Below are 26,216 nucleotides of genomic sequence, written 5' to 3' on the forward strand. Positions count from 1 at the left end.
GCTTACCTCCTATGAGCATTACGTGCCTGTGCCGCTACGTGTTTCGCTGCGACATAGCCAAAGGTCATGGCGGGTCCGATGGTCGCCCCGGCACCGGCGTAGCTGCGGCCCATCACCGGCGCGGAGGTGTTGCCCACCGCGTAGAGTCCACGCACCACGGTGTCGTCGCAGCGCAGCACCCGTGCGTGTTCATCGGTGCGCAGGCCTCCCGACGTGCCGAGGTCACCGAGAACGATGCGGAACGCATAGTAGGGCGGATCGCCCAGCGGGTACAGGTTGGGGTTGGGCAGCGTGGGGTCGCCGTAGTAGTTGTCGTAGGCGCTGTCGCCGCGGTGAAAGTCGTCGTCGTGGCCGTTGCGGGCGAGTTCGTTGAAACGCGTTGCCGTTTGCCGGAGTTGGGTGCCCGGGACGCCGACCTTGCCTGCCAGCTCCTCCCATGTCCGCGCCGCTTTGACGACGCCGGTCTGCAGCCAGGCCGCGGGGACCGTCCGCCCGGTGGGTACCGGCGCTCCGGGAATCTTCGGTATCGGCAGATGCCCGGCGATGACGTAGCGGTTCCAGGACCGGTGATCGGTGATGAGCCAGCAGGGGATGTGGGTGACTCCGGACTTCTGGCCCTCGATCATGGCGTGACCGAAGTCCATATAGGGCGCGGCCTCGTTGATGAAGCGCTTACCGTCGCCGTTGACGATGAACTGGGACGGCATCATCCGCTCATTGAGCATGAATTGCATTCGGCCGTCCGGCCATTGCATGGCCGGAAACCACCAGGCCTCGTCGAGCAGGTCGGTGGCCGCACCCAGCCGCTGGCCGGCACGGATCCCGTCACCGGTGGCCGCGGGATTGCCGAAGCTCCAGTCCCGGTCCACGATCGGCTGGTGTTCCTTGCGCCAGGCCAGGTCGTGGTCGAAACCTCCGCAAGCCAGGATCACCGCGTGCCGCGCGCCGATCCGCGCCGGTACGCCGGCTCTGTCCACCAGCGCACCGATCGCCGATCCGTCGGTGTCGGTGAGCAATTCGGTCATGGGCGAGTCCAGCCACAGCGCAATGTCGCGCTCCTTCATCGCCAGTCGCAGCCGCGCTGCCAGTGACTGGCCGATCGCCGCGATCCGCTCACCGAGCACCCTGGCCCTGACCATTCGGGCCAGCAGCTTCAGCAGCACCGCCTTTCCGCTCCAAGACTGGCGGATCCGGTAGAACGAACGCAATTCGTTTGGTCCCAGCCAGATTCCCTTGGGCGCCAGCGACAGCGGTGCGAGTAGCTTCTCCTCATCGGCGCCCAACGAACGCAGGTCGATCGGTGGCACGTTGATGGTGCTGCCCAGTTCGGAGCCGCCGGGTATGTCCGGGTAGTAGTCGGCGTAGCCGGGCTTCCAGACGAACTCCAGCCACGTCGAGAGCCCTTCCAGGAACTGCAGCATCTGCGGGGCCGACTCGACGTATTGGCGTATCCGCGCCGCACTGACCAGGCCGTCGGTGACCCGGCGCAGGTACTCGATCACATCAGCGGGTGCCGGGGCGTAGCCCGCTCGGCGCTGCGCCGGCGCGCCGGGTACCCAGATACCGCCACCGGACAAGGCGGTGGAACCGCCGAAGTGGCCGGACTTTTCCACCACCAGCGTCTGTAGGCCGGCGGCATCGGCGGTCAGTGCGGCCGTCATACCGCCCGCGCCGGACCCCACCACGAGCACGTCGACGACGTGGTCGAAGGCTTCGCTGCCGGTATAGGTCATGGGCTCGGCGCCGCCGTCCTGATGGCGAACGCGGTGATCAGGTCGGGAGCCTGTTTGTAGTAGCGAAGTGTGGTCCGGTACGGTCCCGCGGTCGCCAGGGCGGCGAAAGCGGCTATCCAGGTGCGGATTTCATGCGCGGAGCCGCCGCCCTCGTGCATCACGAACGAGTTCGACCACTGATCCAGGTCGTCCAGGTGTCCCCCGTCGACGATCTCCAGGAATCGCTGATCCCAGGCCGGGTTGAGGGGCGCAAGGTTGCTGTCTCCCGCGGCGAAGCTCTTGGCGGCGTCGATCACCGCGGTCTGCCGGGCTTGTCGTTGCTCGGAACTCATCGGCTGGCCGTGCACGATCCGCTCCAGACCGGCCGGGCCGGCATTGTCCAGCGTCGGCACCGGCGGGCTGTGCGACAGCCCACCGGACCCGATCACCAGCACCCGCTTGTCCAGTGAGGCAAGGAATTCGCCCACCGCGGTACCCAGTGCCCGGCAACGGCGCAGTGGTCCCAGCGGCGTGGCGATCGCATTGATGAAGATCGGTATCACCGGGCGCGACGTCGCGGTGCCGAAGAGCTTCTCCAGCGGCTGGACCGTTCCGTGATCGACGTCCATGCTGGCCGAGACGGCGATGTCGACGTCAGCGCCGAGCACGGCCTTGACGCACTGCTGCGCGATCTGCTCGGGAACGTCGAGGGGGCCGGCGTAGCTGCCGTAGTCGCCGACTCCGTTGGCGTGCATGCCGATACAAAATGGCGGCATCACCTTGTAGAAGAATCCGTTGTAGTGGTCGGGCGCGAAGATGACGACGACTTCGGGATCGTACTCGCCGACGAATTCCCGTGCCTTCCCGATCGCGGCATTGACGTCGTCAAGCAGGTCCCGCGGCGGCCCCGGTAGATTCAGCAGCGGGCTGTGGGACATACAGCACAGAGCCAGTGGCACTTTGGAAATCACCGCCTCTCGGAGTGAGGGTGAGGGCCTTGACGAGCGATGCGCTCAACTCGGGAGCGAGTTGGGCGATACACGCGCCGGCGATACACCGGTCGGGACGCAGGAACACCACCGACTCGTCGTGAGCGTCGAACCAGGACTTGAGGTCTCCGGTGTGGTCGCCGACGACCACGACATCGGGGTCGTCGTGTCCGGTCCAGTGCAGCTGCACCTCCGGACGCGCGACGACGAACCGCGCACCCAACGCCTGCCACGTTGCAAATGCGTGCTCGCCAAGGATTTTCCGCGGGTTGTTGTTCCAGCACAACACCGCGAACCAGGCGCCCAGCACGTCGTCCAGCAAGACGTTGCGGCGGGTGCGGGTGTTGACCCGGGGTTGAACGAATAAGGTACCCACCGGCGATCGTGGGTTGCGGGGCTCGGCGTGCACGACTGCGCCGCGCTCGTAGCGTGGCATCGGCTTGAACCGCATCTCGAGCACATAGCGCTTGAGCGACGGCACAATTGAGGCGGCGCGCACGATCAGGTCCCGGCCGGCCGCGATCCTGCGGTCGGTGGGGGAAATCACCCTTCCCACCATGGTGGACAGGTCAATCATCGCCCGGGCGTGTTTGCGGCGTTCCATGTCGTAGGTATCGAGCAGACAGTCGCCGGCCTGCCCGGTGACCACCGCGGCAAGCTTCCATCCCAGATTCGACGCGTCGCGGATGCCGCTGTTGTAGCCCTGCCCCTGCCATACCGGCATGAGGTGTGCGGCATCCCCGGCCAGCAGCAGGCGACCGCTGCGGAAGGCGCCGGCGATTCGCGAGTGATGGGTGTAGACGCGCCGGCGGATCACCTCAACCCGGTCGGGGTATGGGACCACGCGGGCCAGCATGCGGGTCAAAAACGCCGGATCCGCCGCCTGCTCGTCGGATTCGTCGGCGTGGATCATGAATTCGAACCGGCGAATCCCGTGTGCGACCGAGATCGACGCGTACGGGCGTTGCGGGTCGGCGCCGACCTCGCTGTTGGGGTGACCGAGTGGATCGTTGGCGATATCGACGACCAGCCACCGGGTCGGCGAGGTGGTGCCGTCGAACGACACACCCATTGTTCGGCGGATGATGCTGCGCCCACCATCGCAGCCGACGACATAGCCGGCGCGCACCCGCGACACGCCGCCCTCGCCACCACACTCGACCGTCACCGCGTCGCCGGTTTGCGCACAGGACATCACCGGGCGGTTCCACCACACTTCGACGTGGTCGAATCTGTCCAGCCCCCGCAACAATTCGGCATCGACCAGCGGCTGCACAAAGCCGTTGCGCCTGGGCCAGCCGAAACGCGCGTCGGGCGGTGCGATTTCGGCCAATATCCGGCGCTTGGCGTCGAAGAACCGCAGAATCTGGTTGGGCACCGTGTGCGGGAGGATCTCGTCGACCAGGCCGATCGACTGAAAGGTGCGTAACGCCTCGTCGTCCAGTCCGACCCCGCGGGGATAGTCGATCAGGCTGGCTCGCTCCTCGGCCACCAGCGTGCGAATACCTTGCAGCCCAAGAATATTGGCCAACGTCAGCCCGACCGGACCGGCGCCGACCAGCAACACGTCTACCTCGTGTCCGCTCCCGGTCATCAGCGTCCCAGCAGGAAATCGAGGTGCAGGCGATTGAACGTCTTGGCGTCCTCGTACTGGGGCCAGTGGCCACAGCCCGACATCACCTCAAAGCGCGCGCCGGGAATCATCGACGCGATCCGGCTGCCCTCCGACACGTCGGCCGTCGGGTCGTGGGTTGTCCAGAGCACCAGCGTCGGCGCGGTGATGGCCCCGTAATCGTCGGGCCCCAGCAGGTTGCGGGCCCGGATCTGCGGATCCTGCAAAGCCATGATGTCGCGCATGGCCGCGACGAACCCGGGCTGGCGATAGATGCGTTGCCGGGCGGCGACCAAGTCGTCGTAGCCCTTGGATTTGTCGGCCATCAGCCACTTGATCCGCGCCTGCACGGTCTCCCAGGTCGGGTTCTCCGCGGCTGCCATGGACAGCGCGATGATGCGCGCCATGATTTCCGGGTCGGCCTGCGAGCCGCCGGCGGTGTTGAGCACCAGGCGGTCGACGACGTCCGGGTGGTCGATGGCGGCCCGGGCGGCCACCCAGCCACCCAGCGATTCACCGCTCAGCTTGATCCGGTCGGTCCCGATGCTGCGCACCACCGCCATCAGGTGCTCGACGTAGTGCCGGATTTCGAGTGGATGCCCCGGTTTGTCGGTGTAGCCGTGACCCAGCATGTCGATCGACCAGGTCCAGAAATGTTCGCCGTGCGCCGCCAGGTTGCGGACGTAGGCCTCGGCGTGACCACCGGACCCGTGCAACAGCACCAGCACCGGCCTACCGGGATCGCCGGCGCGCAGGTAGCGCGTCCGGATCCCCGCGGCGTTGAGGTAGCCCTGCTCGAACGGGACACCTTGGAGATCGCTCCACACGCTCTCGAACTCCGCCACGGTTCCTTCCGTTGGAAGTCCGGTTCTCGTTTACGGATACCGGATTGTGCTAATATCGCACGTTAATGTGCGTTATTCATAGAGCTTTGCTCTCGTCCGGGGGCCTGTCAAGACTGTGACCGGCTCGCAGACCCTGGCCCGGGGGCTCACTGCGCTGCAACTGGTCGCGGGTTCGCCCAGCGGGCTCACCATGCAGCAGGTGGCCGACCAGGTTGGCGTACACCGGACCATCGCCTACCGATTGCTCTCGACGCTGACCCAGTTCCGGCTGGTCTCCAAGGGCGAGGACGGGCGCTATCGGCCGGCGGCGGCCCTGGCCGTCCTCGGCTCGTCCTTCGACCACAACCTGCGCCAGCTGAGTCTGCCGACGCTGCGGGCGTTGGCCGACGAACTGGGAACCACGGTGTCGTTGCTGGTCGCCGAGGGCGACGAGCAAGTGGCGATCGCGGTCATCGTGCCGACTCAGGTCGCCTACCAGCTCGCTTTCCACGAAGGCAGCAGGTATCCGCTGGTCCGCGGCGCCGCCGGAATAGCCCTGCTGGCGGGCATGTCGCCGCGTCCGGGTGAACGGGACCTGGTCACCGCCACCCGTGAGCGGGGCTGGGTGATGACCTACGGGGAGATCGAACCCAATACCTACGGCCTGGCCGTGCCCGTGCGCCGCGTCGCGCCATCACCGCCGACCTGCATCAACCTCATTTCCCACCGCGAAGACGTGGTGCGCCGGGGAAAGGACGCGGTCATCGCGGCCGCCACACAGTTGTCCACACTGCTGAGCTGAAGGGACGCCGGGCATGCGGTGGGATCAGGAATTCGATGTCGTCGTGCTCGGCAGCGGCGGCGCCGGGCTCACCGCCGCATTGACCGCGGCGGTCGCCGGCGCATCGGTAGCGGTGTTCGAGAAGGCGCCGACCATCGGCGGGACCACCGCCGTCTCGGGCGGCATCGCCTGGATTCCGGCTCATCACCGCTGTCCCGACCGTGAGCTGACGGTGGCCGACGCCCTGCAATACCTGCGCGCGCAATCGTGGGGATCGATGGACGACGCCCTGGTGGAAACGTTCGTGCAAACCGGTCCGGCCATGCTCGACTTCGTCGAGAAACACAGCGGTCTGCGCTTCGAGGTCGCCGACGGATTCCCGGATTACCGGCCCGAGCTGCCCGGAGGACAGCCCGCCGGTGGGCGCTCGCTCAGCGCGGCGCCGTTCGATCTCGACCGAATCGGCGAGTGGGCCGGCCGGATCACCACATTCCCCGCCGATTGGTCCAACGTCGGTTTCGACGCCGAGACCCGCGCCCGGTTGCATGCCGGCGTCGACGCGGGGCCGGGCAACGTGTGCGTGGCCGGCACCGCGCTGATCGCCGGACTGTTGAAGGGCCTGCTGGACACCGGAGTGCAACCGTGCCCGAACGCGCCGGCCGAGGAACTGATCGTCGACGGCTCAGCCGTCACCGGAGTGCGAATCGCGCGCCCCGAACACAGCATCAGCGTTGGGGCCCGGCGCGGGGTCATCCTGGCGACGGGCGGGTTTGAATGGGATCCGGTTCTGGTGCGGGCATTCCTGCGCGGACCGATGCACGGCGCGGTCTCGCCGCCCAACAACACCGGAGACGGACTGCGCATGGCGATGGCGCGCGGCGCCGAGCTGGCCAATATGGGTGAAGCGTGGTGGGTTCCGATCGTGCAGATCCCGGGCGACACCATCGACGGCCGGCAACGCAGCCGCAGCGTGCGCCTGGAGCGAACCCGCCCGCGCAGCATCATCGTCAACCGGGCCGGGCGGCGGTTCGTCAACGAGGCATGCGATTACAACTCGATGGCCGGCGCCTTCCACTACCTCGATCCCCGGGGCGGCTACGTCAACGACCGCGGCTGGATCGTCTTTGACTCGATTCACCTGCAGCGCTACGGGTTTCTGGGTGTCGCCCCCGCTCAACCGGTTCCCGGCTGGTTCTGCGAGTCGGCCGACCTGGCCGAATTGGGCGCCAAGGCCGGCCTCGACGTCGACGGGCTGACGCACACCATCGAGCGGTGGAACCGCAACGTCGCGGCCGGCGGCGACCCCGACTTCGGCCGCGGTTCCAGTGCCTACGACGGCTATTGGGGCGACCAGAGTGCCACCACGCTTGCCGGACGGACCCTCGGCCCGATCGACACCGGCCCCTACTATGCGGTACCGATCCGGGTGGGTGCGATGGGCACCAAGGGCGGACCGCGCACCGACCGCGATGGACGCGTGCTCCACGTCAGCGGCAACCCCATACCCGGTCTGTTCGCCGCCGGCAACACGATGGCCGGAGTTACCGGCCGAGCCTACGGCGGCGCGGGCGGAACCATCGGCCCCGCAATGGTTTTCGGGTACCGCGCCGGCTACGCTGTCGCCACCGGCGCATCCGTCGACCCGCGGTAGCGGTGGTTTCAGGACTTCAGCGGGACTTCCACGCAGACGTGGGTGCCCGCCGGGGTATCCAGGAAGACGAAAGTCCCGCCGGCGGCGTCGACCCGCGCCCGATGCGAAGCCAGCCCGATATGCCCCTCGCCGAGGCGGCGAGCCATGGTGTCGCCGCTGATGCCCACCCCGTCGTCGGCGACATCCAAAACGCAGGTGTCGTCGGTGATCCCGAGGGTGACCGACGCAGTGCGGGCCCGGGAATGGCGCACCACGTTTGACAGCAACTCGCGGGCCACACCGAACATGATCGGGTCGATCTCATTGCGCACCGGATAGTCGATGTCGGTGCTGACCTTGATGCCCGAACGCGCCGCGGTGGAGGCGGCCAGCTGTTCGACCGCCGCGCCGAGGCCAACCTGTTCCAGGACGGCCGGATGCAGCTCAAAGGTGGCCTGCCGCAGACGTTCCGATGCGCTCTGCAGACCGGCCAAAGCCCGGTTGACGCGCTCGTCGTCGGGCGCAGCCGTCTGTAACTCGATGAGCTCCTGGCGGGCGGCCAGCACATCTTGCAGCGGCCCATCGTGAATGGACTCCGAGATCCGGCGCTGCAACACTTCCGACGCGGTCATGGTTTGCGCCAGCAGCTCCTCACGCAACGCGCTCAGACCCGCGACCGAGCGGGCGTGGCGCTCTTCGATCCGAACGACGATCAATGCGGTGGCACACAGAAATGCATAGAGCACGAATCGGAATATCGCTTCGGGCCATCCGATTGCCCGCACCATTGCCGGGTCTTGGATCACCGCGAGGGCGAATCCGATGAGCGTGAAAGCCAGCACCACCGCCGCCCGCCGCGACGACACGTCCAAGCCCACCAGGACCGGCAGCAAGGTCATGATCAGCAAGGGATATATCCCGTCGGTGGACAGCAACTGAAAACCGGTCAACGCGAAAACGTCGGCGGCGGTGAACGCAAAGGGCTCGTATCTGGCCATCCTGACGAATCGGCGCAACACAATGACGCGTCGCGACGGTGCATACGCCAAGGCAAGGGCCCACAGTGCGGCCAACGCGTAGGCGACGATCAACGCGGATTGCTGCAGCCATTCGGAGTTGTTCGTGCCGACCAGCATGGCGGCGACCATCAACACCACAACTCCGATTCGAAGCACCGAAGCGATTCGGTAGGAGCGCAACTGGTGCAGCCTGCGCACCCGTTTCAGTTCTGCGTCGCTGGTCTCTACCACAAGAACACCGTAGTCATGACCGCGGATGCGATCGGGGCGTTGCGCGGCAATATCGCCGATCCGCGGAGCAAACTGTCGAGCAGGCCCGCGAGTTCTCCGGGAATTGCGGGCAGATGGTCGCGGCGAACGGCTACACTCATCGCCATGGTCGGCGCGACAGGGGCATGACTTGAACATGGCGGCGCCCGAGAAAGTCCGTGTGGTGGTCGGCGATGACCATCCGCTGTTTCGTGAGGGCGTGGTGCGCGCGCTTTCCTTGAGCGGCTCGGTCAACGTGGTCGGTGAGGCCGATGACGGCGCGACGGCGCTGGAGTTGATCAAGGCTGAGCTGCCCGACGTTGCCTTGCTCGACTACCGGATGCCGGGCATGGACGGCGCCCAGGTGGCCGCCGCGGTGCGCAGCTACGACTTGCCGACCCGCGTGCTGCTGATTTCGGCGCACGACGAATCGGCGATCGTCTACCAGGCATTGCAGCAGGGCGCTGCCGGGTTCCTGCTGAAGGATTCGACGCGCACCGAGATCGTCAAAGCCGTACTCGATTGCGCCAAGGGACGCGACGTCGTCGCGCCCTCCCTGGTCGGCGGGCTTGCCGGGGAGATCCGCCAGCGAGCGGCCCCGACGGCTCCGGTGCTCAGCGCCCGCGAGCGGGAGGTGCTCAATCGTATTGCCCGCGGCCAGAGCATCCCCGCGATCGCCGGCGAACTGTATGTGGCGCCGTCGACAGTCAAGACCCATGTGCAGCGGCTCTACGAAAAGCTCGGTGTCAGTGACCGTGCGGCCGCTGTGGCCGAAGCCATGCGGCAGGGGCTGCTCGACTGACTGCCGCTCGACCGACTGCCGCTTGGCCAGCAATCGCGTGCCACAATCAGGATTTCAGCGGTACTTCCACGCGGACGTGGGTGCCCGCCGGGGTATCCAGAAAAACGAATATGCCCCGCGCGGCGTCGACCCGCATCCGATGCGAGGCCAGGCCGATGTGCCCCTCGCCGAGGCGACGAGCCATGGTGTCGCCGCTGATGCCCACCCCGTCGTCGGCAACATCCAAAACGCAGGTGTCGTCGGTGATTCCGAGGGTGACCGACGCGGTGCGGGCCCGGGAATGGCGCACCACGTTCGACAGCAACTCGCGGGCCACACCGAACATGATCGGGTCGATCTCGTTGCGCACCGGATAGTCGATGTCGGTGCTGATCTCGATGCCCGAACGCGCCGCGGTGGAGGCGGCCAGCTGTTCGACCGCCGCCCCCAACCCAACTTGCTCGAGGACGGCCGGATGCAGCTCAAAGGTGGCCTGCCGCAGACGTTCTGAGGCATCCTGCAAGCCGGCCAACGCTCGGTCCACCCGCTCGTCGCCCGGCCATGCGATCTGCAGCTCGACGAGTTCCTGGCGCGCGGCCAGCACATCTTGCAACGGCCCGTCGTGAATGGACTCCGAGATCCGGCGCTGCAACACCTCAGAGGCCGTCATGGTCTGGGCCAGCAACTCCTCGCGCAACGCGCTCAAACCGGCCACCGAGCGTATATGGCGCTCCTCGATCCGCACCACCACCAACGCTGTGGCGCACAGAAATGCATACAGCGAGAAGAGAAAAGCGGTATGGGGCCAGCCCGTCGGGCCGAGGAGCACGCCGTCGTGGACCCCCGCCAGCATGAACCCGAGCAGGCTGAACGCCAGCACCGTCACAGCTCGCCGTGACGAGATATCGACGCCCGCCAGGACCGGCAGCAACGTCATGATCAGCAGTGGATACAGGCCGTGGGCCGACAGCAGCTGGAAGCCGGTCAACGCCACGATGTCGACGGCGGTGAACACCAGAGGCTCCCACCGGCGCACGCCCGACGATTCCTCCGCTTCGAGCTGTCGTCGCGCCGGGGAAAAGGCCAATGCCAGGGCACACAGTGCGGCAATGCCATACAAAGCGACCAAGGCAGTTTGCTGGGCCCATTCCTGCGCTGGGGTGCCGACGATCATCGCGGCAATGACGAACACCAGGACCCCAATGCGAAGTACCGAGACGATCCGGTACGAGCGCAGCTGGTGCAGGTTGCGCACCCGCTCCAGTTCCACATCGCTGGTGATTGCCACGGGAACACCGTACTCACGGCGGCGTTTCACCGCCGGATCCGGAGCCGGCCGGTGCCTCGGGACCGGCTTCACCGGCCGGCTGCTCAGTAGCATCTGCGGCCCTGGTTGCGCAGCGCCCCGCCGATGTCGGCCGCGGCCAAAACGCGTGCCAGGGGTGCGCACATGGCAGTGCCGAGCAGGCCGGCGGTCACGGTGGCGCCAACCATCAGTTGTCGCCCGCCGTGCACCAGACTGCAGGAAGCCAGAATTGGCGCGGTCACCGCCGCAGCCGCCGTCGTCATCGACCAAACCCCTTGGTAGCGGCCACTGCTGGCGGGCGGAGTGATTCGGCGGACGATGCCGGCGCTGACCACAAACCAGACGATCTCGCCCGGTGAGCACGCCGCCACGGCAGCACTGAAACCGGCCGTGGTGTGGGTGAACCCGGCCGCGCCCATGCACAGAGTCACCCACACTCCCGCGACGGCCAGCATGTCGAGCCCGGGGCCGACCGCCAGCTGCTTACTCAACCACGTTGTCGTCAAAGGGGTCAGGGCCACCACCGCCACGCCGTTGGCCACCTGCACCCAGCCGTAAGCGCCGGCACCCAGACCGGATGCCCTCATCAGCATCGGCACGACGGCGAAGATCCCCATGAGGACCGTGAGAGTCGCCAAGCCCGATGCGACCAACAGAACCAGCCGCTTGTCGGCGAAGACTTGCCGGTAATCACCACCGGCATGGGCAGTCACCGGCGTCGCCGCGTGGTACCGGCCTGCCGGTATGCAGCAGGCCGTCACCACCGCGAAAGTTGCGCATACGATCCCGTTGATCCAGTACAGCAGCGAGGTGCCCATCCATTCCGCGAGCAGACCGCCGACCCCGCCTGCGATCGCCGCGCCGATGTTGAGAACCCACCCGTAGCGCCAGGTGTCAAGTCTGGCCCCTGCCGGGGATCCGAAATCAACGCGGTAATCGCGGCACCGAGCACCAGACGCGGTGTTTCGCAGGCCAATCCGGCGATCATGGCCGCCAACAACAACACCGGAACGCGGTGCGCCTCGGCAATCAGCATCAGCACCGCGGCAGCCACGGCCATTGTGGACAGCAGCGTCGACCGGGCTCGGCGCGGGGGACCGCCGATCGGGCCCATCGCTTGATGAACGCCCGTTCCTCCGAACAGGGGACATGGTGCGGGTCGAGCGGTGATGAACGCGTGCACCCATGACGTCACCTCGGCGCGGCTTGGTGACCCGACTGCTCGATGCCGGTGACGTGCCGTGTGCGGCAAAGTGGCGCCGCCTCAGGGTGACTCAGGGCCGGCACTGAAGTGGGCCGGCGCAGCGCGCGGGCCAGCGGCAGACACAGCGCGGCGCCGGTCAGTCCGACCGCCACGGTGACGATCGCCACCAGACGATGACCGCCATGAATTAGGCTGTAGGAGGCGACGATTGGGGCTACCACTGAAGCGATAGCCAGCGTCATGGACCAGATGCCGTGGTAACGGCCGCCATTGGCGGGCGGAGCGATCCGATGCACGATGCCGGCGGCGATCACGAACCAGGCGATCTCGCCCGGGGTGCAGACCGCCGTGGCGACCGTGAAGCCGAGGGTGGTGTGTGCGAGCGCGGCGCCCGACATGCTCACCGCCGTCCACACGCCGGCGGCGGCCAGGATGTCGAGCCTCGGACGAAAGCGGGCCGCCGCTTTTCGGCCCAGCCACGGTGTCATCACCGGGGTCAGGCCAATGCCGGCAGCGGCATTGGCCAGTTGCGCCCAGCCGAATTCGCCTGCGCCCAAACCGCTGTCGGCCATCAGCATGGGTACCGCGGCATAAAGACCACGGACCGCCGTCAGTGTCGCCAGGCTGGACCCGAGCAGCAGGACCAGCCGAGCATCCGAAAACGCTCCGCGGTAACCGGTGTCAGCCGTCTGAGCAACCGGCTCGGTGACCGCCGAGGACCGGCGATGCTCCCTGGCCGGGATGCAGCAGGCCGCCAGCAGCGCCAGCATCGCGCACGCAACGGCGTTGATCCAGAACAGCACGGGCACGCCCGACCAGCCGGCGAGCAGACCGCCCACACCGCCGGTGATCGCGCGGCCGATGCTGACGATCCAGCCGAAGCGCCAGGCGTCGACCTTCGCCCGCCGTCCGGGATCGGGCACCAACCCGGCGATCGCGGCGCCCAGCACCGGGCGCGGCGCGTCGTAGACCACACCGGTGACCAGAGCTCCGATCAGCAATGCCGGCACGCTGCGGGCTTGGGCCATCAGCACCAGCACCGTGGCCGCCACCAGCATGGTGGACGCCAGCGTCGCGCGCGGGCCGGTGCGGTCCACCAGCCAGCCACATGCCAGTTGACCCACTGCCCAGCCAACCCCGAAGGCGGCCAGAACCGCGCCGACAGCGCCGGCGGCGTGCCCTCGCCCGGCCACGTGAAACGCCATGAACGGATAGGCGAACCCCGCCGCGCGCACCACCAGGTTGCCGCCCAGCAGCAGCCAAATGACGCCCGGAAGCCCATGCTGGCAGGACGGGTGGGATGACGTGTTCGAATCAGGCATCCGGCGACGCAGGGCGAGGCCGGCACGGGCGCCAAGTAGTGTGGCCGCGCCGGAGTGCGCGGCCCTCGCCGCCCTGGACCCGGCCCAGTGCCCGCCGGGATACCGGCTCGAATGAGTGGCGGCCACCGTTGGCAGCCGAAGAAAAGCAGTAGCGAGATCGACGTCCGATCCCGAAGTCAGCACCGGTTCGCTGCCGGCGATGGCCGCGGTTTTCGTCATCAATTGAACGGTAGAGATGATCACGTTGCGATAACTCCGCCGATCGGCCCAAAAAACCGCGGCGATCTCGGTCCACCGATCGGAGGACATGGCCGGGATAAGGCCGGCTGCCTGGACCCGCTAGGTTCTCGTCATTATCCGAGTCATTATCCGGGTCGCTGTCGGGAGTCGCTGTCGGAGTCGTTATCCGCGTCGTTATCCGAGTCGCTATCCGATCAGCTGCGGCAGCACCCGAAGCGGCTCGATGCCGTCCTGCGCGGCGTTGCCGGCCGCGGCCGCCCGTTCGGATGCGCTAGCCAGCGGCAACCCGCCCAGCAGACCGGGGGCCGCGCCGGAGCCGAGCGAGGAAGCGCCGGTGGAGACGGCGCCCGGCAACGCCGCGACCGCGGCATGACTCAGGGTGGGGGCGGAGGCGGCCCACGCCGCCGGCACCGACAAGCCGCCGACCGTCGCCGCTTCACCCACGCCGGCCGACACCGCGCCGGTCAGGCCTGCCATGCCCGCCGAACCCAGGGCTCCCGCGGCAGCTGACTCCGCCGCCGCCGCGATCTGGCTGCCGACCGCGGCCGCCGCCGGGAACAGGCCCTTGAAGGCCGACATCGCCGACATCATCAGTCCCGCAGAGGAAGTGCAGACGAAGAACGGGGTACCGAAAATGCTCATCACCGTCTGCAGGTCTTGCATCCAGTCCGGGAGTATCGACGTGCCGCTGGCGGCCAACACCGACATCAGCTCGGACAGCACCGTGGCGACGTTGGTGGCCGCCGAATTGCCGGCGGCTTGGTCAACCGCCGCGGCCTGGCTGACCAGCCCCGCCGGGTTGGCCGTCGGCGGCGGCGCGGTGAACGGGATCAAGCTGATTGCGGCGGACGACGCGGCGGCGTAGCCGTACATCGCGGCCGCGTCCTGAGCCCACATCTCGCCGTACTGGGCCTCGGTGGTCGCGATCGCCGGGGAGTTTTGGCCGAGCAAGTTGGTGGCGATCAGGACCGCCAGCTGCGCACGGTTGGCTGCCACGAGTGCCGGATGCACCGTCATCGCGTGGGCGCACTCGTAGGCCGCGCCCGCCGCTTTGGCTTGGCCGGCGGCCTGCTCAGCTTGAGCGGCGGTGGCTTTCAGCCACGTCACGTACGGCGTGGTGGCAGCGGCCATCCTGGTCACGGTCGCGCCGAGCCAGGGCCCGCTGATCAGTCCGAAGATCACCGACTCGACGGCGATTGCGATGGAGGTCAACTCGACGGCCAGGCCATCCCATGCACCGGCGGCGGCCAGCATCGATCCTGCCCCCGGCCCGGTGTACATGCGCCCGGAATTGATCTCGGGCGGCAGCGCCCCGTACACCATCGCTGCGCAATCCGTCCTTAGCGCGCTGCGATCGCGTTGGCCGCCTCGGTCGCCGCATAGGAACCGCCGCTGGCTCCGAGGGTGGTCACAAAGAGTTCGTGAATCGCCGCGGCCTGTGCGCTGACCGCTTGATAGAGAGTGCCGTGGGCAGCGAAGTGAGCTGCGGTCAACGCCGACACCTCGTCTGCGGCGGCCGGTATGACGCCGGTGATGGGAGCTATCGCGGCCGCATTACTCGCGTTCATGGCGCTACCGATCGACTGCAGGTTCCCCGCCGCCGAGATCAGCGCCTCGGGTTCACTGGTCACGAAAGACATGACTCAACAGTGCCGTGGGTCCCCTCCGATGTCTGTCGGGCGAGCGGGCACTTTGCTGGCGGAATCATGCTGTCCACCGATCGACGGAGTTGGTGTCCTCCGCCCGGCGCGATGGGCCGCGCTTCTGTCGGGGTTTCAGTCCTGTCGCGGGTGCGGGGACAACAACCGCTCGGCAGCCGTATACGGATCGTCGCGGCCATCGACCACCGACTCGGCGAGCCGATCGAGGTCCGCGCGGGCCCCCAGCCGGGTGTGTGCCAACGACAGGATCAGCGCTCGGGCGCGGGCCAGCCGGCGGTCCCGGCTGTCGCTGCGGTGATGTGCGTCGATCGCGGCCACCAAGTCCGCAACGCCGTCACCGCGCGCGGCCGCGAGTTTGACGATGGGAGCATCGGTTTCAGCCCGCAGATCCCGCACGGTCTGCTCGGCGCCGTCTCGGTCGGCCTTGTTGACCGCGACGATGTCGGCGACCTCGAGCAGACCCGCTTTGGCGGCCTGCACGGCATCACCCGTGCCGGGGTTGAGGATGACGACGGTCGGATCGGCGACGGCGGCGATCTCGATTTCCGACTGGCCCACGCCGACGGTTTCCAGCAGGACGACGTTGTAACAGATCGCTTGCAGCAGCCGGATGGCGGCGGGAACGGCGGCGGCCAGACCGCCCAGATGGCCGCGACTGGCCACCGAGCGGATCAGTACGTCGGAGTCGTCGATGTGTGCGGTCATCCGGATCCGATCGCCGAGCAGGGCGCCCCCACTGAACGGCGACGACGGGTCCACCGCCAGTACCGCCACCCGGCAGCCGCGCTCCCGGTAGGCGCCGACGAGGGCCGCGATCGTCGTCGATTTTCCGGCGCCCGGCGGTCCGGTGATACCGATGACGCGGATCTGCGACACCGGCGCAGGACCGATGGCGGCCAGTACCTCGTCGCGTCGATCGCCCTCGACGAGGCTCAGCAGCCGACCCGTCGCGCGGGGAGATCCGTTGCGCGCCCGGGCAATCAGATCGGCGATGTCCATGCGTAACGGCTCGCTACGGCTCGTTATGCCGCCGCAACCTCGATGACCGTTGCCGAGCCCATGCCGCCGCCGGCACACATCGCCGCGACGCCGATACCGCCGCCGCGGCGGCGTAGTTCGTGCACCAGCGTCACGAGCATCCTGGCACCGGTCGCCGCCACGGGATGGCCCAGCGAGCAGCCGCTGCCGCTGACGTTGACCCGGTCCGGGTCGAGGTCGAGCATTTTCACGGTGGCCACACACATCGACGCGAACGCTTCGTTGATTTCGAACAGGTCCACGTCGGAGACCGAAAGGCCAGCGCGGGCAAGGGCTTTCGGGATCACCTCGACGGGCGCCAAGCCGGTGGCCGCCGGGTCCACACCGACGGAAGCCCAGGACACGATGCGGGCCAGCGCGGGAAGTCCCAGCCGCTCACTTTGCCGGTCGCTCGCGATGGTCAGCACGGCGGCACCGTCGTTGGCGCCGCAGGCATTACCCGCGGTGATCGAGAAGCCCGCTATCTCGGGATGCAACGGCTTGAGCGCGGCCAGCTTCTCGATGGTCGTGTCGCGGCGTGGATGTTCGTCGACCGCGAACAGCCCGTGCGGCGTCTCGATGGGCACAACCTCTTCCTTGAACCGGCCTTCGTCGATCGCGGCGATCGCATTGCGGTGTGACCGCAGCGCCCACCCGTCCATCTCCTCGCGGCTGATGCCCGCTTTGAGCGCGGCGTTCCAGCCGACGGTGATGGACATGTCCAGGTTGGGCGCCTCGGGCCGGTCGGGGTGGGTCGGCGGGAACCAGTCGACCCATTCGCCGTCGACCTGCATCCGAGACCGCGGCGACGTGGACGCCGAGTTCACTCCGCCGGCGATGACGAGCTGATCCATTCCCGCGCGCACACCGGCGGCAGCGCTCTGCACGGCCGCCTGCCCGGCCGCACAGTGCCGATTGTTCGCCAGGCCGGGCACGTGGCTCAGGCCCGCGGTGATGGCCGCGTGGCGGGCGATCACGCCGCCGCCGTAGAGACCCTCGCCCAGGATCACGTCGTCGACCAGTACCGGGTCCAGACCGGCGGCGGCTTCGCCGACCACGTGATGGGCCAGATCGAATGCGCTGGTGTCGCGCAGGGTTCCTTTGCGAGCAGTGCCGATGGGCGTACGCAGGGCGGACACGATGACGGCTTCTGGCACAGGTCTTCTCCATCCACAGGTTGGCGAGAACACTATTCTCTCATTCTGAGAGTGCGAGTTGCAAGGAGGTGGGCCGTCCGCGACCTGGGGATAGGCCTCGTCGCCGGTGGCAATGGCTAGTTCACTATGGAACCGACCCCGGGCTGCGCAACGCCGGCAATACCCACCGCCCAACGCCACCCAGGAGCAAGCAATGTCCCCTATTGCTGAAGTCCGCCGGCCAAGCACCGCTGACATCGTGTTAACGCCGATCCTGACGGTCCTGGTGCCGCTGGTGGCGATCGGCTCCTACTTTGGCACCTATGCCTTCAACAATGCGGCGCGCTGCTCGTGCAAAATCTCGCCCAAAGGGACCTGCAACCCGGACCACGGCGGGGCAAGCAGTGCCCTCGGCCCACGCCAGCTGGCGGCGGACCGGCGCAGCACAGCCTTCGTCGGGGTCGGTGGTTGGCTGGTGGCATGACTCGACCAGAGGCGACAATTGCGGTCCCAGGCGGAAACGTGTGGTTCAAGCGGGTCGGCGGCGGACCCGGCCTTCCGCTGCTTGTGGTGCACGGCGGCCCGGGTCTGCCGCACTACTACTTGACCTCGCTGAAACGTCTGGCAACCGAGCGCGAAGTCATCTTCTGGGATCAGCTCGGCTGCGGGAACTCCGACTGCCCGCCGAATCCGGATCTTTGGACGATGCAACGCTCGGTGGCCGAAATGGATGCCGTGGTAAACGCGCTGGGCCTCAATGCCTTTCACATCTTCGGCAACTCGTGGGGCGGGATGCTCGCCCAGCAGTATGTCCTTGACGTGCCATCCGGTGCCGCCACCCTGATCATCTCGAACAGCACCGCGTCCATACCACAGTTCGCCGATCACGTGATCCGACTGAAGTCACGATTGGACCAAGCGACCCAAGCCGCCATCGACCGCCACGAAGCCGCCGGCACCACGCATTCCGCCGAATACCAGGCCGCGATCACCACCTGGAACGAAACCTATCTGTGCCGCACCCGACCCTGGCCCGACGAACTCTACGAAGCATTCCGCAACATGGGCACCGAAATTTTCGAAACGATGTTCGGCCCCAGCGACTTTCACATCGTCGGGACCATCCGAACCTGGGACATCGTCGACCGGTTGGCTGAGATCACCCTGCCAACGCTGCTGATCGCCGGCAGGTATGACGAATGTTCGCCGGAACACATGCGCGACATGCACCGCCGTATCACCGGCTCGCGGTTCGAGTTCTTCGAGCAAAGTGCCCACCTGCCCTTCATCGAAGAACCGGACCGCTTCGATGCGCTGCTGCGGGACTTCCTGGGTCACCACGACCGAGGCGGCTCACCGCGAGCGTAACGCCACGGCCAAAACCGACCCTCCCGAAATTTCGCCGTGACGTTACGCTCGTCAGTTCTTGCCCGCCGTCAACTTGCCGATGATCGACCGGAAATCCTCCGTCACGAACGACTGCTGTTCGGCCGACAGGGCATAGTCCAGGCTGGCCAGCACCGCACGCTCGAGATGGATGTTGAGCACCCGCTTGGTGCTCTCGACGGCCTGCTGGGGCAACTCCATGATTCGCTGGGCGCAGGCCACCGCCTCGGCGACCGGGTCGGCGACGACGTGGTTGGCCAGCCCGAGCTCGACGGCCCGCTGAGCGCGAATTCGGGTACCGGTCAACGCATATTCCTTGGCCAGCATCAGGCTGATGTGCAACGGCCAGGTCAGCGGACCGCCGTCGGCGGCCACCAATCCCACCTGCACATGCGGGTCGGCCAGGTAGGCGTCTTCGGCGATGTAGACGATGTCACTCAGTGCGACCAGGCTGCAGCCCAGCCCGACGGCCGGGCCGTTGACCGCTGCCACCACCGGCACTCGGCAGCGTGCCATACCCAGCACGATGTCGCGCCCGTGCGCGATGGTCTTGGCGCGCAGATCGGCGTCGTGGGCCAATTCGGCCAGATACGTGAAATCGCCCCCTGCCGAGAACGCCCGGCCGGCGCCGGTGAGCACCGCAGCGCGGGCAGTGCGATCGTCGCTCAATCGCGGCCATAGCTGCGCCAGCCCGACGTGCAGATTGTCGTTGACGGCGTTGAGGGCATCGGGGCGGTTGAGGGTGATGATCCGCAAGCCTCCGTCGGCACGAACGTCGATTTCTGTTGGCATGTCGTACATCAGACTCCCAATCCCAGGATTCGCGACGCGATGATGTTCTTCTGTATCTGTGACGTGCCGCCCATCACGCTTTGCGCGCGGCTGTACAGGTAGGCGCTGAGCAGGTCCGGGTCGCGGGTTCCGCCGACGGCCAGTGCGGCGTGTCCGACGGACTGCTCCACCCACGTCATCAGCAGCTTGTCCAGCGATCCTTCGGGTCCGTGCGAGACCCCGTCGAGCTGTTCGGACAGCCTCCGGCGGACGTGGTGGGTCAACATCTCCGCCTGAACAGCCGCCCATGCGAGTTCGTCGGTTATCGGATCATCGTTGCGCGCCAGCAACTCTCGTACCAGCTTGGCGTAGCGGGCCGCATAGCCCAGCGTCGACGGCTCGCGTTCGTGCCCGACCACGGTCATGGCCACCGCCCAGCCGTCACCGGGACCGCCCACCATGCGGTTCGCGGGAACGGTTGCACCGTCGAAGAACACCTGACCGAATTCGTTGCTGACGCCGTTCATCATGCACAGCGGACGTTGTTGCACGCCAGGCTGTTTCATCTCGATGACGAACGCCGAGAGGCCGCGATGGCGCTGCGCCTCCCGATCGGTGCGGGCCAGCAGCAGACACCAGTCGGCGACGTCGGAGTAGCTGGTCCAGATCTTGTGTCCGTGCACCACATAGTGGTCGCCCTCGCGGGTGGCGGTGGTGGTCAGTGACGCCAGATCCGAGCCCGCACCCGGCTCGCTGAAGCCCTGACACCAGCGCTGGCTGCCGTCGATGATGCCGGGCAGGAAGCGTTGCCGCAGTGCGTCGTTGCCGTGCCTGCCGATCCCGAAGACCAGGTAGCCCACGCTGGGGCGCGGCGGAGCGCCGGCACCCGCCAGCTCTTCGTCGACGATGACGTCGTAGACCGGAGGCAACTCCTGGCCGCCGTACTCGCGCGGCCAGGACAATCCGAAGAACCCGGCTCGGTAGAGCGCCCGGTGCCAATCGGCCTGACGGGCCCAGTATTCGTCGTCGGTAGCGCAGAACTCCTTGGCATGCAAGGTAAGCCAGGATCGCAGTCGTTCCCGGAAAGCGGCCTCCTGCGGGGAATCACGAAAGTCCACGACCGACCTCCTTCAGGCTCACCGGCCACAGCTCGGTCGACGTCAAGGCCCGGCGCAGATACACCTGCGCCAGGCAATCCCAGGTATTGCCGATGCCGCCGTGTACCTGCACCGCGGTCTCGCAGACCGTTCGGGTGGCACGCGCGCAGTACACCTTGGCGACCCGGGCAGCGTGCAGCGCCACGGCCGGTTCGAGTTCGTCCACCGCCCACGCGGCGTGCCGCAGGATGCTGATCGATCCTTCGATCAGGGCCAGGCTTTCGGCCAGCAGATGCGCGACGGCCTGATACGAACCGATTGGCTTTCCGTACTGTTCGCGGATTTTCGCGTAGTCACAGGCCAGCGCGTGCGCGCCGCGGGCGTCACCGACCAGATCCGCCGCGGTGGCTACCAGCGCGAGCGCTCGCCATCGGCCGGCGGCGTCGGCGGATACCTCGCCGACGGGAAGCGGCGGTTCGACAATGCCCGTCGTCACCCGGGTCAGGTCCGCACCGCCGTGGCCCGTATCCAGTTCGGCCGCAAGCACTGTGGTGCCCGATAGCAGCAGGGCCCGCCGGTAGCCGCGGGTATCGAATGCCAGGCCGTCGACGGCGATGGTCGCGTCGCCCCGCTCGGTGTCCAGGTGGCGGGCCAGGTCGTCGGCCAGCACCGGCCCGAGAAACGGGGCATCGACAAGTCGGCGGCCGAATTCCTCTGCGACAATGGCGACTTCGACGCCTGATGCCCCGTCGGAGCGTAGCGATCGCCAGGCCGTCGCGGCAATCTGGCGGTCCAGCCGGGCAATCCGGTCCTCACCGGCCAGGTCCGACACGGACCCGGGCCCCAGGTCGTCGGCCAATTTCGTCGCGGCGTCGCGCAATTGCCGTTGTTCAGCTGTCAGACGGGCATCCATGAAGCTCCTTGAGCACTCGGCGCAGCACCTTGCCCGACGGCAGGCGCGGAATGTCGGGCACGAACACGACCCGGTTCAGCCGTTTGTAGGGCGCCAGCCTCGCCGCTACTCGCTCGGTAAGCTCGGCGGCGACCCCGGCATTGTCGGGCGTATGCGTGGCGACCGCGGCGACGACCGCTTCCCCGTTGATGCCGTCGGGAACACCGAATACCGCGCAATCGCGGACCGCCGGATGACCGTGCAACACGGTCTCGACTTCGGCCGGCGCGACCTGGAACCCGCGCACTTTGATCATCTCCTTGAGTCGGTCGGTAATTCGGAGCCAACCCTCGTCATCGAGCCAGCCGACGTCCCCGGTCCGATACCAGCCGTCGCACCACGCCTCAGCACCGGCCGCAGCCGGCAGGTAGCCGGCCATCAGCGACGCCGAGCGGGCCTGAATCTCACCGGTGTCCCCCGGGCCGACCGGTTCGCCGGTGTCCGGCGACACGATCCGCACGTCCACACCGGCAACCGGGCGCCCCACCGTGTCCAAGCGGGCCTGGTGGACGGGATTGCAGGCGATGACGGGTAACTCGGTGGTGCCATAGGCGGGCACCCATCCGACGCCGGTCCGCCGAGTCACCGCTTCGGCGATGCTGGCGGTGACCGGTGTGGCACCCCACATGATGAACCGCAGCGAAGACAGATCGTAGGACTCGAGCTGCGGGTGCGACGCAAGGGCCTGTGCGATCGGCGCGACCGCCATTTCGATTGTGATGCGGTCGTTTTCGATGTGCTGCAACATCCGGTCGACGTCGAAGCGCCGATGCAGCCGCACCCACGAGCCGGTCCGCACGGCGGTCAGGATGTTGAGCAGGCCGAGGATGTGCGACGGCGGCGTGGCGACCTGGATGCGGTCACTCTCGGTCAGCTGCAGCGCGTCGCGCCACTGGCGAACGGCGGCGTCCAGCGATGCATGGGTGTGCCGCACGGCTTTTGGCATACCCGTGGTGCCCGAGCTGAACACCAGCACCGCGTCGTCCCCGGGCTGCGGAGAACCGGTCAACGGCGCTGCGGGCGCGACCGGGTCGTCCAGGTCCAGCATCGGCATCAGGTCGGCCAGCACCGGCTGGTCGCCGACGGCGTGGGTCGGTTCGGTCAGTGCGAGGGCGTGGTCGACCTCGTCGCGCCTCCAGGCGGGGCTGATCAGCACCGCCGCCGCCCCCAGCCGCCAGATCGCGTGCAACGCGGCGACGAACTCCGGCCGGTTGGACGCCATCATCGCGACCCGTTCGCCGGCGATGACACCGCGTTTCTGCAAGGCCGTACCCAGACCGTCGGCCAGCCCGTCGAGTACGCGCAGGCTGAAGCGCCGATCCTCGACCACGAGCGCGGCCGGCTCGGTCACTTCTCGTTCCTTCCCCGGGGCACTGACAGTCTTGAGAAGATGCTATCGCGTTAGGAGAATTGTATTCTCTATAATGAAGAATGCAAGTGTTGGTCAGTTCGAGAAGGCGGTCATGACGGGGCCTGGCATGGTGACGATCCAGCTCGACCGCAAGAAGGTATCGGTTCCCCTGGTCCCCGGCGAGACGCTGTTGGAAAGCGCCCGCCGCGCGGGCCTGGACCCACCGTTCAGCTGCGAGGCCGGCAACTGTGGAACCTGCATGGCCAGGCTCGTCGAAGGCAGCGCGACCATGCGGGTCAACGACGCGCTCGAGGAAGACGAGGTAGCCGAGGGCTACATTCTGACCTGCCAGGGCGTTCCCGAAACCGCATCGATCACCGTGCGCTACGAGTAGTCAGCAGAGAGGCACCGACCATGGCCAGGGGAATCATCTATGTCGAAACTCGTCCCAGCTCACCCGAACGCGAACCGGAATACCACAGCTGGTACGACGCCGTCCACATTCCCGAACTGGTGGCGCTCGACGGATTCGTCTCGGCGCGACGCCTCAGACCGGTCAATGATGACGGGCCATACGTGGCCCTCTACGAGATCGAAGGCGATGACTTGCAGGCGATCCTGGACAACATGATTGCCTCGGCCGGCCGCTTGCACATGTCCGACGCGCTGCAGTTCGATCCCCCGCCGGTGATGCGGCTGCTGGAGGTGACGAGTGTGTATCCGCCGGCAGGTTGATCGCCGGCCCATCCCTGGCTAAACCCGGCGTGCCGCAACGGAATGGGTGATGCTTCGCGCGATCAGCACGCACACCGCCGTCGTCCCGGCAACGCATGCCAGGAACGCGAACCAATTGTGGTGCCAGCCCCATTCGTAACGACCCTGCGCGAAGATCATCATCGCGACGATGCCCGCAATCGGGACCAGCACGTAGGTCGCCCGGTAGTACCGCCGCAGGATGAAGATCCCCGCGGTCCACAGCGGCGTTACCAGTGCCGCCTGGACATAGGGATCGAAAATCTTTGGGGCGCCGTAGGAGATCGGGCCGACCGACACCTGCGGCCCGCAGTGCGGATACCGCCCGCCGCCCGTGCAGACCCAGTGGCTGGTGGTGTTCAAACAAGCCAGCACGGTGATCGCGGCTGCGCTTGCGAGCACCACGACACCGAGTGCCATTCGCAGTCTCGGTCTTGGTTGGCGGCTACTCGGCCCCTGAGGCCGCTCGTCGAGCAAGCAAACCGTATCCATGACCATGTCGGCGATCGTCTGCCGTTTGGCCGTGAACAACGGCAGCAGGTAACCGATGCCGAAAGTGACCGCATCCAGGATGTGGGCGAAGTAGCGCGCGATCGACGATCCGACGCCAATGGGCTCGCCGGTCCGTTCGCTGAGTACCTTGAACTTCAGCACCGACTTACCCACGGTCGAGCCGGTAATCCCTTGGCGGAAGCCCCAATTCCAGACCCAGTAGACCAGCATCGCCAGATTGACGATCAATCCGACGACGCCCTGCAAGATTGAGCCCCCGTCGGCCCAGGCGATGATCAACCCGCCGACGATCCCGAGCGCCACGCCGATCGCCAACCCCAGCATGTGGTCGATGAGATAGGCGCCTACCCGCCGGATCCACGACGCGTAGGCCGCCATCGGCAAGTCATGCATCGGTTGACCAGGGGCCGGTGGATATCCCGCGCGTGCCGGCGGTGGATAGCCGGAGGGCGGGGGCATAGGCGGCTGTTCAGGCATTTGCCGGGCCTTCCACTGGCGGGTGGGTGCAACCCTACCCGAAACGGCCCGTGCCCTGGTCGAATTCGCGGGCGGCGCGGGCTACGACGCACTTCCACGCAAGTTCTGTCCGGCGCGACGCCATTGCTGACCGGAAAGCAGGGAATGCGCATTCGGCTGTTCCGTAAGGCGTTGGTGGCCCTTCAATAGACGGGGGCGCGGTGTCATTCGGCCTCCGATGTGTTGCTCGAGTCCCGCCGCTACACTTCCCGGGGATGGAGCAGGATCGGTTGCGGATCGATGTCGGTCAGCTAGAAGCTACGGCGGGTCAATGGAGTCAGCGAAGCGTCGAACTTGCCGTCTTAGCACCGCCCCTGCCGGGGCAACCGTTTCAACCCACCGCCGTAGCGGTGGGCAGTGCCCACGCAGCGGTTGACCTGGCTGCGGCGGCGTTGACCGCCCGCACCCAAGCGACGGCCAGCACGGTGCGGGCCGGTGCTACGGGATATGCCAGCAACGAAGCGACGGCTGTGGCCGAGATGGCAGCCGTGCAAGCCAGGCTGGTGTAATCGGTGGCCACCCTTTCCCAAGTCCGGACCTGGAGCACCCAGCATCTGATCGAGGCGGCCAGCTACTGGACCAAGACCGCCGATCAGTGGGAAGACGTGTTTTTGCAGATGCGCAACCAATCCCACACCCTGGTATGGGAAGGCGCCGGTGGTGATGCGCTGCGGGCGCGAACCGGCGCTGACTTCACAGTCGTGAGCGCCAAAGCCGACCAACTACGCCAAGCCAGCAAGATCGCCCGCGACGGCGCCGGCACCATCGGCACCGCCCAACGCCGGGTCCTCTATGCCGTCGAGGACGCTCACAACGCGGGTTTCGCTGTCGCAGAAGACTTCTCGGTGACCGATACCCGAGCCAGCGGCAACGCCGCCGAACGGGCGGCGCGCCAAGCCCAAGCCGAGGCATTCGCTGCCGACATCCGCCAGCGCGCCACCCAACTGCTGGCGGTCGAACATGAAGTGGCCGGCAAGATCACCGCCGCAACCGCCGGAATCGCGACTACTGCCTTTCCGGAAACACCCCACGACCACAGACCGCACATTCAGGCCGTCGACCACCACACCTTCAAAGACAGCCCACAGCAACCACAGCCGGGTGATCCGGCGGGTATGACAGCTGAGCAGGCACGGACCGCCTATGACCAACTCAAGGAGGAGATCCGCAAGCATAATTCGTGGCGGCCCCCACTCAACGATGCTGGCGCGGTCAGCGCCTACGATCGAGAAGCTGATGCGCTCAACGCCAGAAAGGCCGCCCTAGATGAGTAATTCCCAACCTTGGTCAGTGGTCGTAGGCGATCAGTGACCTCTTGACTGGGCTGTTGATCTTCCAGTTGTGCCAGATCACAGCGGCAAGGGCGAGGAGGCGCTGGGCGACGCGGGCGTAGA

25 protein-coding genes and 3 pseudogenes are annotated in these 26,216 nt (G+C 67.1%); 9 read left to right on the forward strand and 19 right to left on the reverse strand.

Going from position 1 to position 26,216, the window contains the following annotated elements:
- Positions 1 to 2: 2 nt before the first annotated feature.
- The 4 genes from EET03_RS23140 to EET03_RS23155 are packed head-to-tail and all read right to left on the reverse strand — an operon-like array spanning position 3 to position 5,158.
- Entirely contained in the window at positions 3 to 1,733 is a 1,731-nt protein-coding gene (locus EET03_RS23140) for an FAD-binding protein (protein WP_099193757.1), read from the reverse strand.
- Entirely contained in the window at positions 1,730 to 2,650 is a 921-nt protein-coding gene (locus EET03_RS23145; protein WP_075544155.1) for a 3-carboxyethylcatechol 2,3-dioxygenase, read from the reverse strand. The genes EET03_RS23140 and EET03_RS23145 overlap by 4 nt, the downstream gene beginning before the upstream one ends.
- Positions 2,598 to 4,295 (reverse strand): bifunctional 3-(3-hydroxy-phenyl)propionate/3-hydroxycinnamic acid hydroxylase, encoded by a 1,698-nt coding sequence (locus EET03_RS23150; RefSeq protein ID WP_075544156.1) that lies wholly within the window; start codon positions 4,293 to 4,295, stop codon positions 2,598 to 2,600. Before EET03_RS23150 ends, EET03_RS23145 begins: the two co-directional genes overlap by 53 nt.
- Positions 4,295 to 5,158: an alpha/beta fold hydrolase gene (locus EET03_RS23155; RefSeq protein ID WP_075544157.1), complete on the reverse strand. Its 864-nt coding sequence runs from the start codon at positions 5,156 to 5,158 to the stop codon at positions 4,295 to 4,297. The genes EET03_RS23150 and EET03_RS23155 overlap by 1 nt, the downstream gene beginning before the upstream one ends.
- A gap of 115 nt (positions 5,159 to 5,273) precedes the next feature.
- Between EET03_RS23155 and EET03_RS23160 the strand changes: the two genes are divergently transcribed.
- Both EET03_RS23160 and EET03_RS23165 read left to right on the forward strand, forming a co-directional pair.
- Positions 5,274 to 5,939 (forward strand): IclR family transcriptional regulator, encoded by a 666-nt coding sequence (locus EET03_RS23160; RefSeq protein ID WP_099193758.1) that lies wholly within the window; start codon positions 5,274 to 5,276, stop codon positions 5,937 to 5,939.
- Between the two features lie 13 nt (positions 5,940 to 5,952).
- Positions 5,953 to 7,569 (forward strand): FAD-dependent oxidoreductase, encoded by a 1,617-nt coding sequence (locus EET03_RS23165; RefSeq protein ID WP_075544159.1) that lies wholly within the window; start codon positions 5,953 to 5,955, stop codon positions 7,567 to 7,569.
- An 8-nt stretch (positions 7,570 to 7,577) separates the two neighbouring features.
- Here the strand turns inward: EET03_RS23165 and EET03_RS23170 are convergent, their stop codons facing one another.
- Positions 7,578 to 8,798, reverse strand: a complete 1,221-nt coding sequence (locus EET03_RS23170; protein ID WP_075544160.1) for a sensor histidine kinase — start codon at positions 8,796 to 8,798, stop codon at positions 7,578 to 7,580.
- Positions 8,792 to 8,938 (reverse strand): hypothetical protein, encoded by a 147-nt coding sequence (locus tag EET03_RS30420; RefSeq protein ID WP_167470685.1) that lies wholly within the window; start codon positions 8,936 to 8,938, stop codon positions 8,792 to 8,794. The genes EET03_RS23170 and EET03_RS30420 overlap by 7 nt, the downstream gene beginning before the upstream one ends.
- A 35-nt stretch (positions 8,939 to 8,973) precedes the next feature.
- Between EET03_RS30420 and narL the strand changes: the two genes are divergently transcribed.
- On the forward strand, positions 8,974 to 9,618 hold the full coding sequence (gene narL / locus EET03_RS23175; protein ID WP_075544161.1) for a two-component system response regulator NarL: 645 nt from the start codon (positions 8,974 to 8,976) through the stop codon (positions 9,616 to 9,618).
- 46 nt (positions 9,619 to 9,664) lie between these two features.
- Here narL and EET03_RS23180 read toward each other — a convergent pair whose 3' ends face one another.
- From EET03_RS23180 to EET03_RS23220, 7 genes and pseudogenes are all read right to left on the reverse strand, one after another.
- Entirely contained in the window at positions 9,665 to 10,885 is a 1,221-nt protein-coding gene (locus EET03_RS23180) for a sensor histidine kinase (RefSeq protein WP_075544174.1), read from the reverse strand.
- Positions 10,886 to 10,968: 83 nt separating this feature from the next.
- Positions 10,969 to 11,987: pseudogene (locus EET03_RS23185) on the reverse strand (MFS transporter); the annotation flags it as partial.
- Positions 11,988 to 12,094: 107 nt separating this feature from the next.
- The gene (locus EET03_RS23190) at positions 12,095 to 13,429 is read right to left on the reverse strand and encodes an MFS transporter (protein WP_082274808.1); all 1,335 of its coding nucleotides are present in this window, start codon (positions 13,427 to 13,429) and stop codon (positions 12,095 to 12,097) included.
- A 426-nt stretch (positions 13,430 to 13,855) separates the two neighbouring features.
- A complete protein-coding gene (locus EET03_RS30425) occupies positions 13,856 to 14,992 on the reverse strand; it encodes a PPE family protein (protein ID WP_075544163.1) in 1,137 nt (378 codons plus the stop codon).
- Positions 14,993 to 15,009: 17 nt separating this feature from the next.
- Positions 15,010 to 15,309 carry a PE family protein gene (locus EET03_RS23210; RefSeq protein WP_063473244.1) on the reverse strand — a complete coding sequence of 100 codons (300 nt, stop codon included), beginning with the start codon at positions 15,307 to 15,309 and terminating at the stop codon, positions 15,010 to 15,012.
- Positions 15,310 to 15,444: 135 nt separating this feature from the next.
- Entirely contained in the window at positions 15,445 to 16,329 is an 885-nt protein-coding gene (locus EET03_RS23215; protein ID WP_075544164.1) for an ArgK/MeaB family GTPase, read from the reverse strand.
- A gap of 23 nt (positions 16,330 to 16,352) precedes the next feature.
- Positions 16,353 to 17,504, reverse strand: coding sequence for a thiolase family protein (locus EET03_RS23220; RefSeq protein ID WP_075544165.1), 1,152 nt, complete (start codon positions 17,502 to 17,504; stop codon positions 16,353 to 16,355).
- A gap of 193 nt (positions 17,505 to 17,697) precedes the next feature.
- On the opposite strand from EET03_RS23220, the gene EET03_RS23225 reads away from it, so the two are divergent.
- Positions 17,698 to 17,967, forward strand: coding sequence for a hypothetical protein (locus tag EET03_RS23225; RefSeq protein WP_136625757.1), 270 nt, complete (start codon positions 17,698 to 17,700; stop codon positions 17,965 to 17,967).
- Complete coding sequence (locus EET03_RS23230) at positions 17,964 to 18,851, forward strand: proline iminopeptidase-family hydrolase (RefSeq protein WP_075544166.1); 888 nt, start codon at positions 17,964 to 17,966, stop codon at positions 18,849 to 18,851. Before EET03_RS23225 ends, EET03_RS23230 begins: the two co-directional genes overlap by 4 nt.
- Before the next feature lie 51 nt (positions 18,852 to 18,902).
- On the opposite strand, the gene EET03_RS23235 is transcribed toward EET03_RS23230, so the two are convergent.
- Genes EET03_RS23235 through EET03_RS23250 form a run of 4 tightly spaced genes read right to left on the reverse strand, consistent with a single transcriptional unit; the run spans position 18,903 to position 23,040 of the window.
- Positions 18,903 to 19,670 carry an enoyl-CoA hydratase/isomerase family protein gene (locus EET03_RS23235; RefSeq protein ID WP_075544167.1) on the reverse strand — a complete coding sequence of 256 codons (768 nt, stop codon included), beginning with the start codon at positions 19,668 to 19,670 and terminating at the stop codon, positions 18,903 to 18,905.
- Positions 19,670 to 20,758 carry an acyl-CoA dehydrogenase family protein gene (locus EET03_RS23240; RefSeq protein WP_075544168.1) on the reverse strand — a complete coding sequence of 363 codons (1,089 nt, stop codon included), beginning with the start codon at positions 20,756 to 20,758 and terminating at the stop codon, positions 19,670 to 19,672. Before EET03_RS23240 ends, EET03_RS23235 begins: the two co-directional genes overlap by 1 nt.
- Positions 20,745 to 21,650, reverse strand: coding sequence for an acyl-CoA dehydrogenase family protein (locus EET03_RS23245; RefSeq protein ID WP_075544169.1), 906 nt, complete (start codon positions 21,648 to 21,650; stop codon positions 20,745 to 20,747). Before EET03_RS23245 ends, EET03_RS23240 begins: the two co-directional genes overlap by 14 nt.
- Complete coding sequence (locus tag EET03_RS23250; protein WP_075544170.1) at positions 21,628 to 23,040, reverse strand: class I adenylate-forming enzyme family protein; 1,413 nt, start codon at positions 23,038 to 23,040, stop codon at positions 21,628 to 21,630. The genes EET03_RS23245 and EET03_RS23250 overlap by 23 nt, the downstream gene beginning before the upstream one ends.
- 112 nt (positions 23,041 to 23,152) lie before the next feature.
- On the opposite strand from EET03_RS23250, the gene EET03_RS23255 reads away from it, so the two are divergent.
- Together EET03_RS23255 and EET03_RS23260 are read left to right on the forward strand one after the other, a co-directional pair.
- Positions 23,153 to 23,434, forward strand: coding sequence for a 2Fe-2S iron-sulfur cluster-binding protein (locus tag EET03_RS23255; protein ID WP_075544175.1), 282 nt, complete (start codon positions 23,153 to 23,155; stop codon positions 23,432 to 23,434).
- A gap of 20 nt (positions 23,435 to 23,454) precedes the next feature.
- Complete coding sequence (locus EET03_RS23260; protein ID WP_075544171.1) at positions 23,455 to 23,775, forward strand: DUF4286 family protein; 321 nt, start codon at positions 23,455 to 23,457, stop codon at positions 23,773 to 23,775.
- An 18-nt stretch (positions 23,776 to 23,793) separates the two neighbouring features.
- On the opposite strand, the gene EET03_RS23265 is transcribed toward EET03_RS23260, so the two are convergent.
- Complete coding sequence (locus EET03_RS23265) at positions 23,794 to 24,699, reverse strand: RDD family protein (RefSeq protein WP_075544172.1); 906 nt, start codon at positions 24,697 to 24,699, stop codon at positions 23,794 to 23,796.
- A 338-nt stretch (positions 24,700 to 25,037) separates the two neighbouring features.
- Between EET03_RS23265 and EET03_RS23270 the strand changes: the two genes are divergently transcribed.
- Positions 25,038 to 25,331: a hypothetical protein gene (locus EET03_RS23270; RefSeq protein ID WP_063473255.1), complete on the forward strand. Its 294-nt coding sequence runs from the start codon at positions 25,038 to 25,040 to the stop codon at positions 25,329 to 25,331.
- A gap of 159 nt (positions 25,332 to 25,490) precedes the next feature.
- Positions 25,491 to 25,850: pseudogene (locus EET03_RS32780) on the forward strand (hypothetical protein); the annotation flags it as partial.
- 259 nt (positions 25,851 to 26,109) lie between these two features.
- On the opposite strand, the pseudogene EET03_RS23280 reads toward EET03_RS32780, so the two are convergent.
- Positions 26,110 to 26,216: pseudogene (locus tag EET03_RS23280) on the reverse strand (IS982 family transposase); the annotation flags it as partial.

The organism is Mycobacterium innocens (assembly GCF_900566055.1).
GTDB classification, from domain to species: domain Bacteria; phylum Actinomycetota; class Actinomycetes; order Mycobacteriales; family Mycobacteriaceae; genus Mycobacterium; species Mycobacterium innocens.

Bases quoted from the DNA above. Each gene is read 5' to 3' on its own strand.
- EET03_RS23140 (WP_099193757.1), bottom strand. From the start codon at position 1,733: ATGACCTATACCGGCAGCGAAGCCTTCGACCACGTCGTCGACGTGCTC.
- EET03_RS23145 (WP_075544155.1), bottom strand. From the start codon at position 2,650: ATGTCCCACAGCCCGCTGCTGAATCTACCGGGGCCGCCGCGGGACCTG.
- EET03_RS23150 (WP_075544156.1), bottom strand. From the start codon at position 4,295: ATGACCGGGAGCGGACACGAGGTAGACGTGTTGCTGGTCGGCGCCGGT.
- EET03_RS23165 (WP_075544159.1), top strand. From the start codon at position 5,953: ATGCGGTGGGATCAGGAATTCGATGTCGTCGTGCTCGGCAGCGGCGGC.
- EET03_RS30420 (WP_167470685.1), bottom strand. From the start codon at position 8,938: ATGAGTGTAGCCGTTCGCCGCGACCATCTGCCCGCAATTCCCGGAGAA.
- narL (WP_075544161.1), top strand. From the start codon at position 8,974: ATGGCGGCGCCCGAGAAAGTCCGTGTGGTGGTCGGCGATGACCATCCG.
- EET03_RS23190 (WP_082274808.1), bottom strand. From the start codon at position 13,429: ATGCCTGATTCGAACACGTCATCCCACCCGTCCTGCCAGCATGGGCTT.
- EET03_RS30425 (WP_075544163.1), bottom strand. From the start codon at position 14,992: ATGGTGTACGGGGCGCTGCCGCCCGAGATCAATTCCGGGCGCATGTAC.
- EET03_RS23210 (WP_063473244.1), bottom strand. From the start codon at position 15,309: ATGTCTTTCGTGACCAGTGAACCCGAGGCGCTGATCTCGGCGGCGGGG.
- EET03_RS23215 (WP_075544164.1), bottom strand. From the start codon at position 16,329: ATGGACATCGCCGATCTGATTGCCCGGGCGCGCAACGGATCTCCCCGC.
- EET03_RS23225 (WP_136625757.1), top strand. From the start codon at position 17,698: ATGTCCCCTATTGCTGAAGTCCGCCGGCCAAGCACCGCTGACATCGTG.
- EET03_RS23230 (WP_075544166.1), top strand. From the start codon at position 17,964: ATGACTCGACCAGAGGCGACAATTGCGGTCCCAGGCGGAAACGTGTGG.
- EET03_RS23235 (WP_075544167.1), bottom strand. From the start codon at position 19,670: ATGTACGACATGCCAACAGAAATCGACGTTCGTGCCGACGGAGGCTTG.
- EET03_RS23245 (WP_075544169.1), bottom strand. From the start codon at position 21,650: ATGGATGCCCGTCTGACAGCTGAACAACGGCAATTGCGCGACGCCGCG.
- EET03_RS23255 (WP_075544175.1), top strand. From the start codon at position 23,153: ATGACGGGGCCTGGCATGGTGACGATCCAGCTCGACCGCAAGAAGGTA.
- EET03_RS23260 (WP_075544171.1), top strand. From the start codon at position 23,455: ATGGCCAGGGGAATCATCTATGTCGAAACTCGTCCCAGCTCACCCGAA.
- EET03_RS23265 (WP_075544172.1), bottom strand. From the start codon at position 24,699: ATGCATGACTTGCCGATGGCGGCCTACGCGTCGTGGATCCGGCGGGTA.
- EET03_RS23270 (WP_063473255.1), top strand. From the start codon at position 25,038: ATGGAGCAGGATCGGTTGCGGATCGATGTCGGTCAGCTAGAAGCTACG.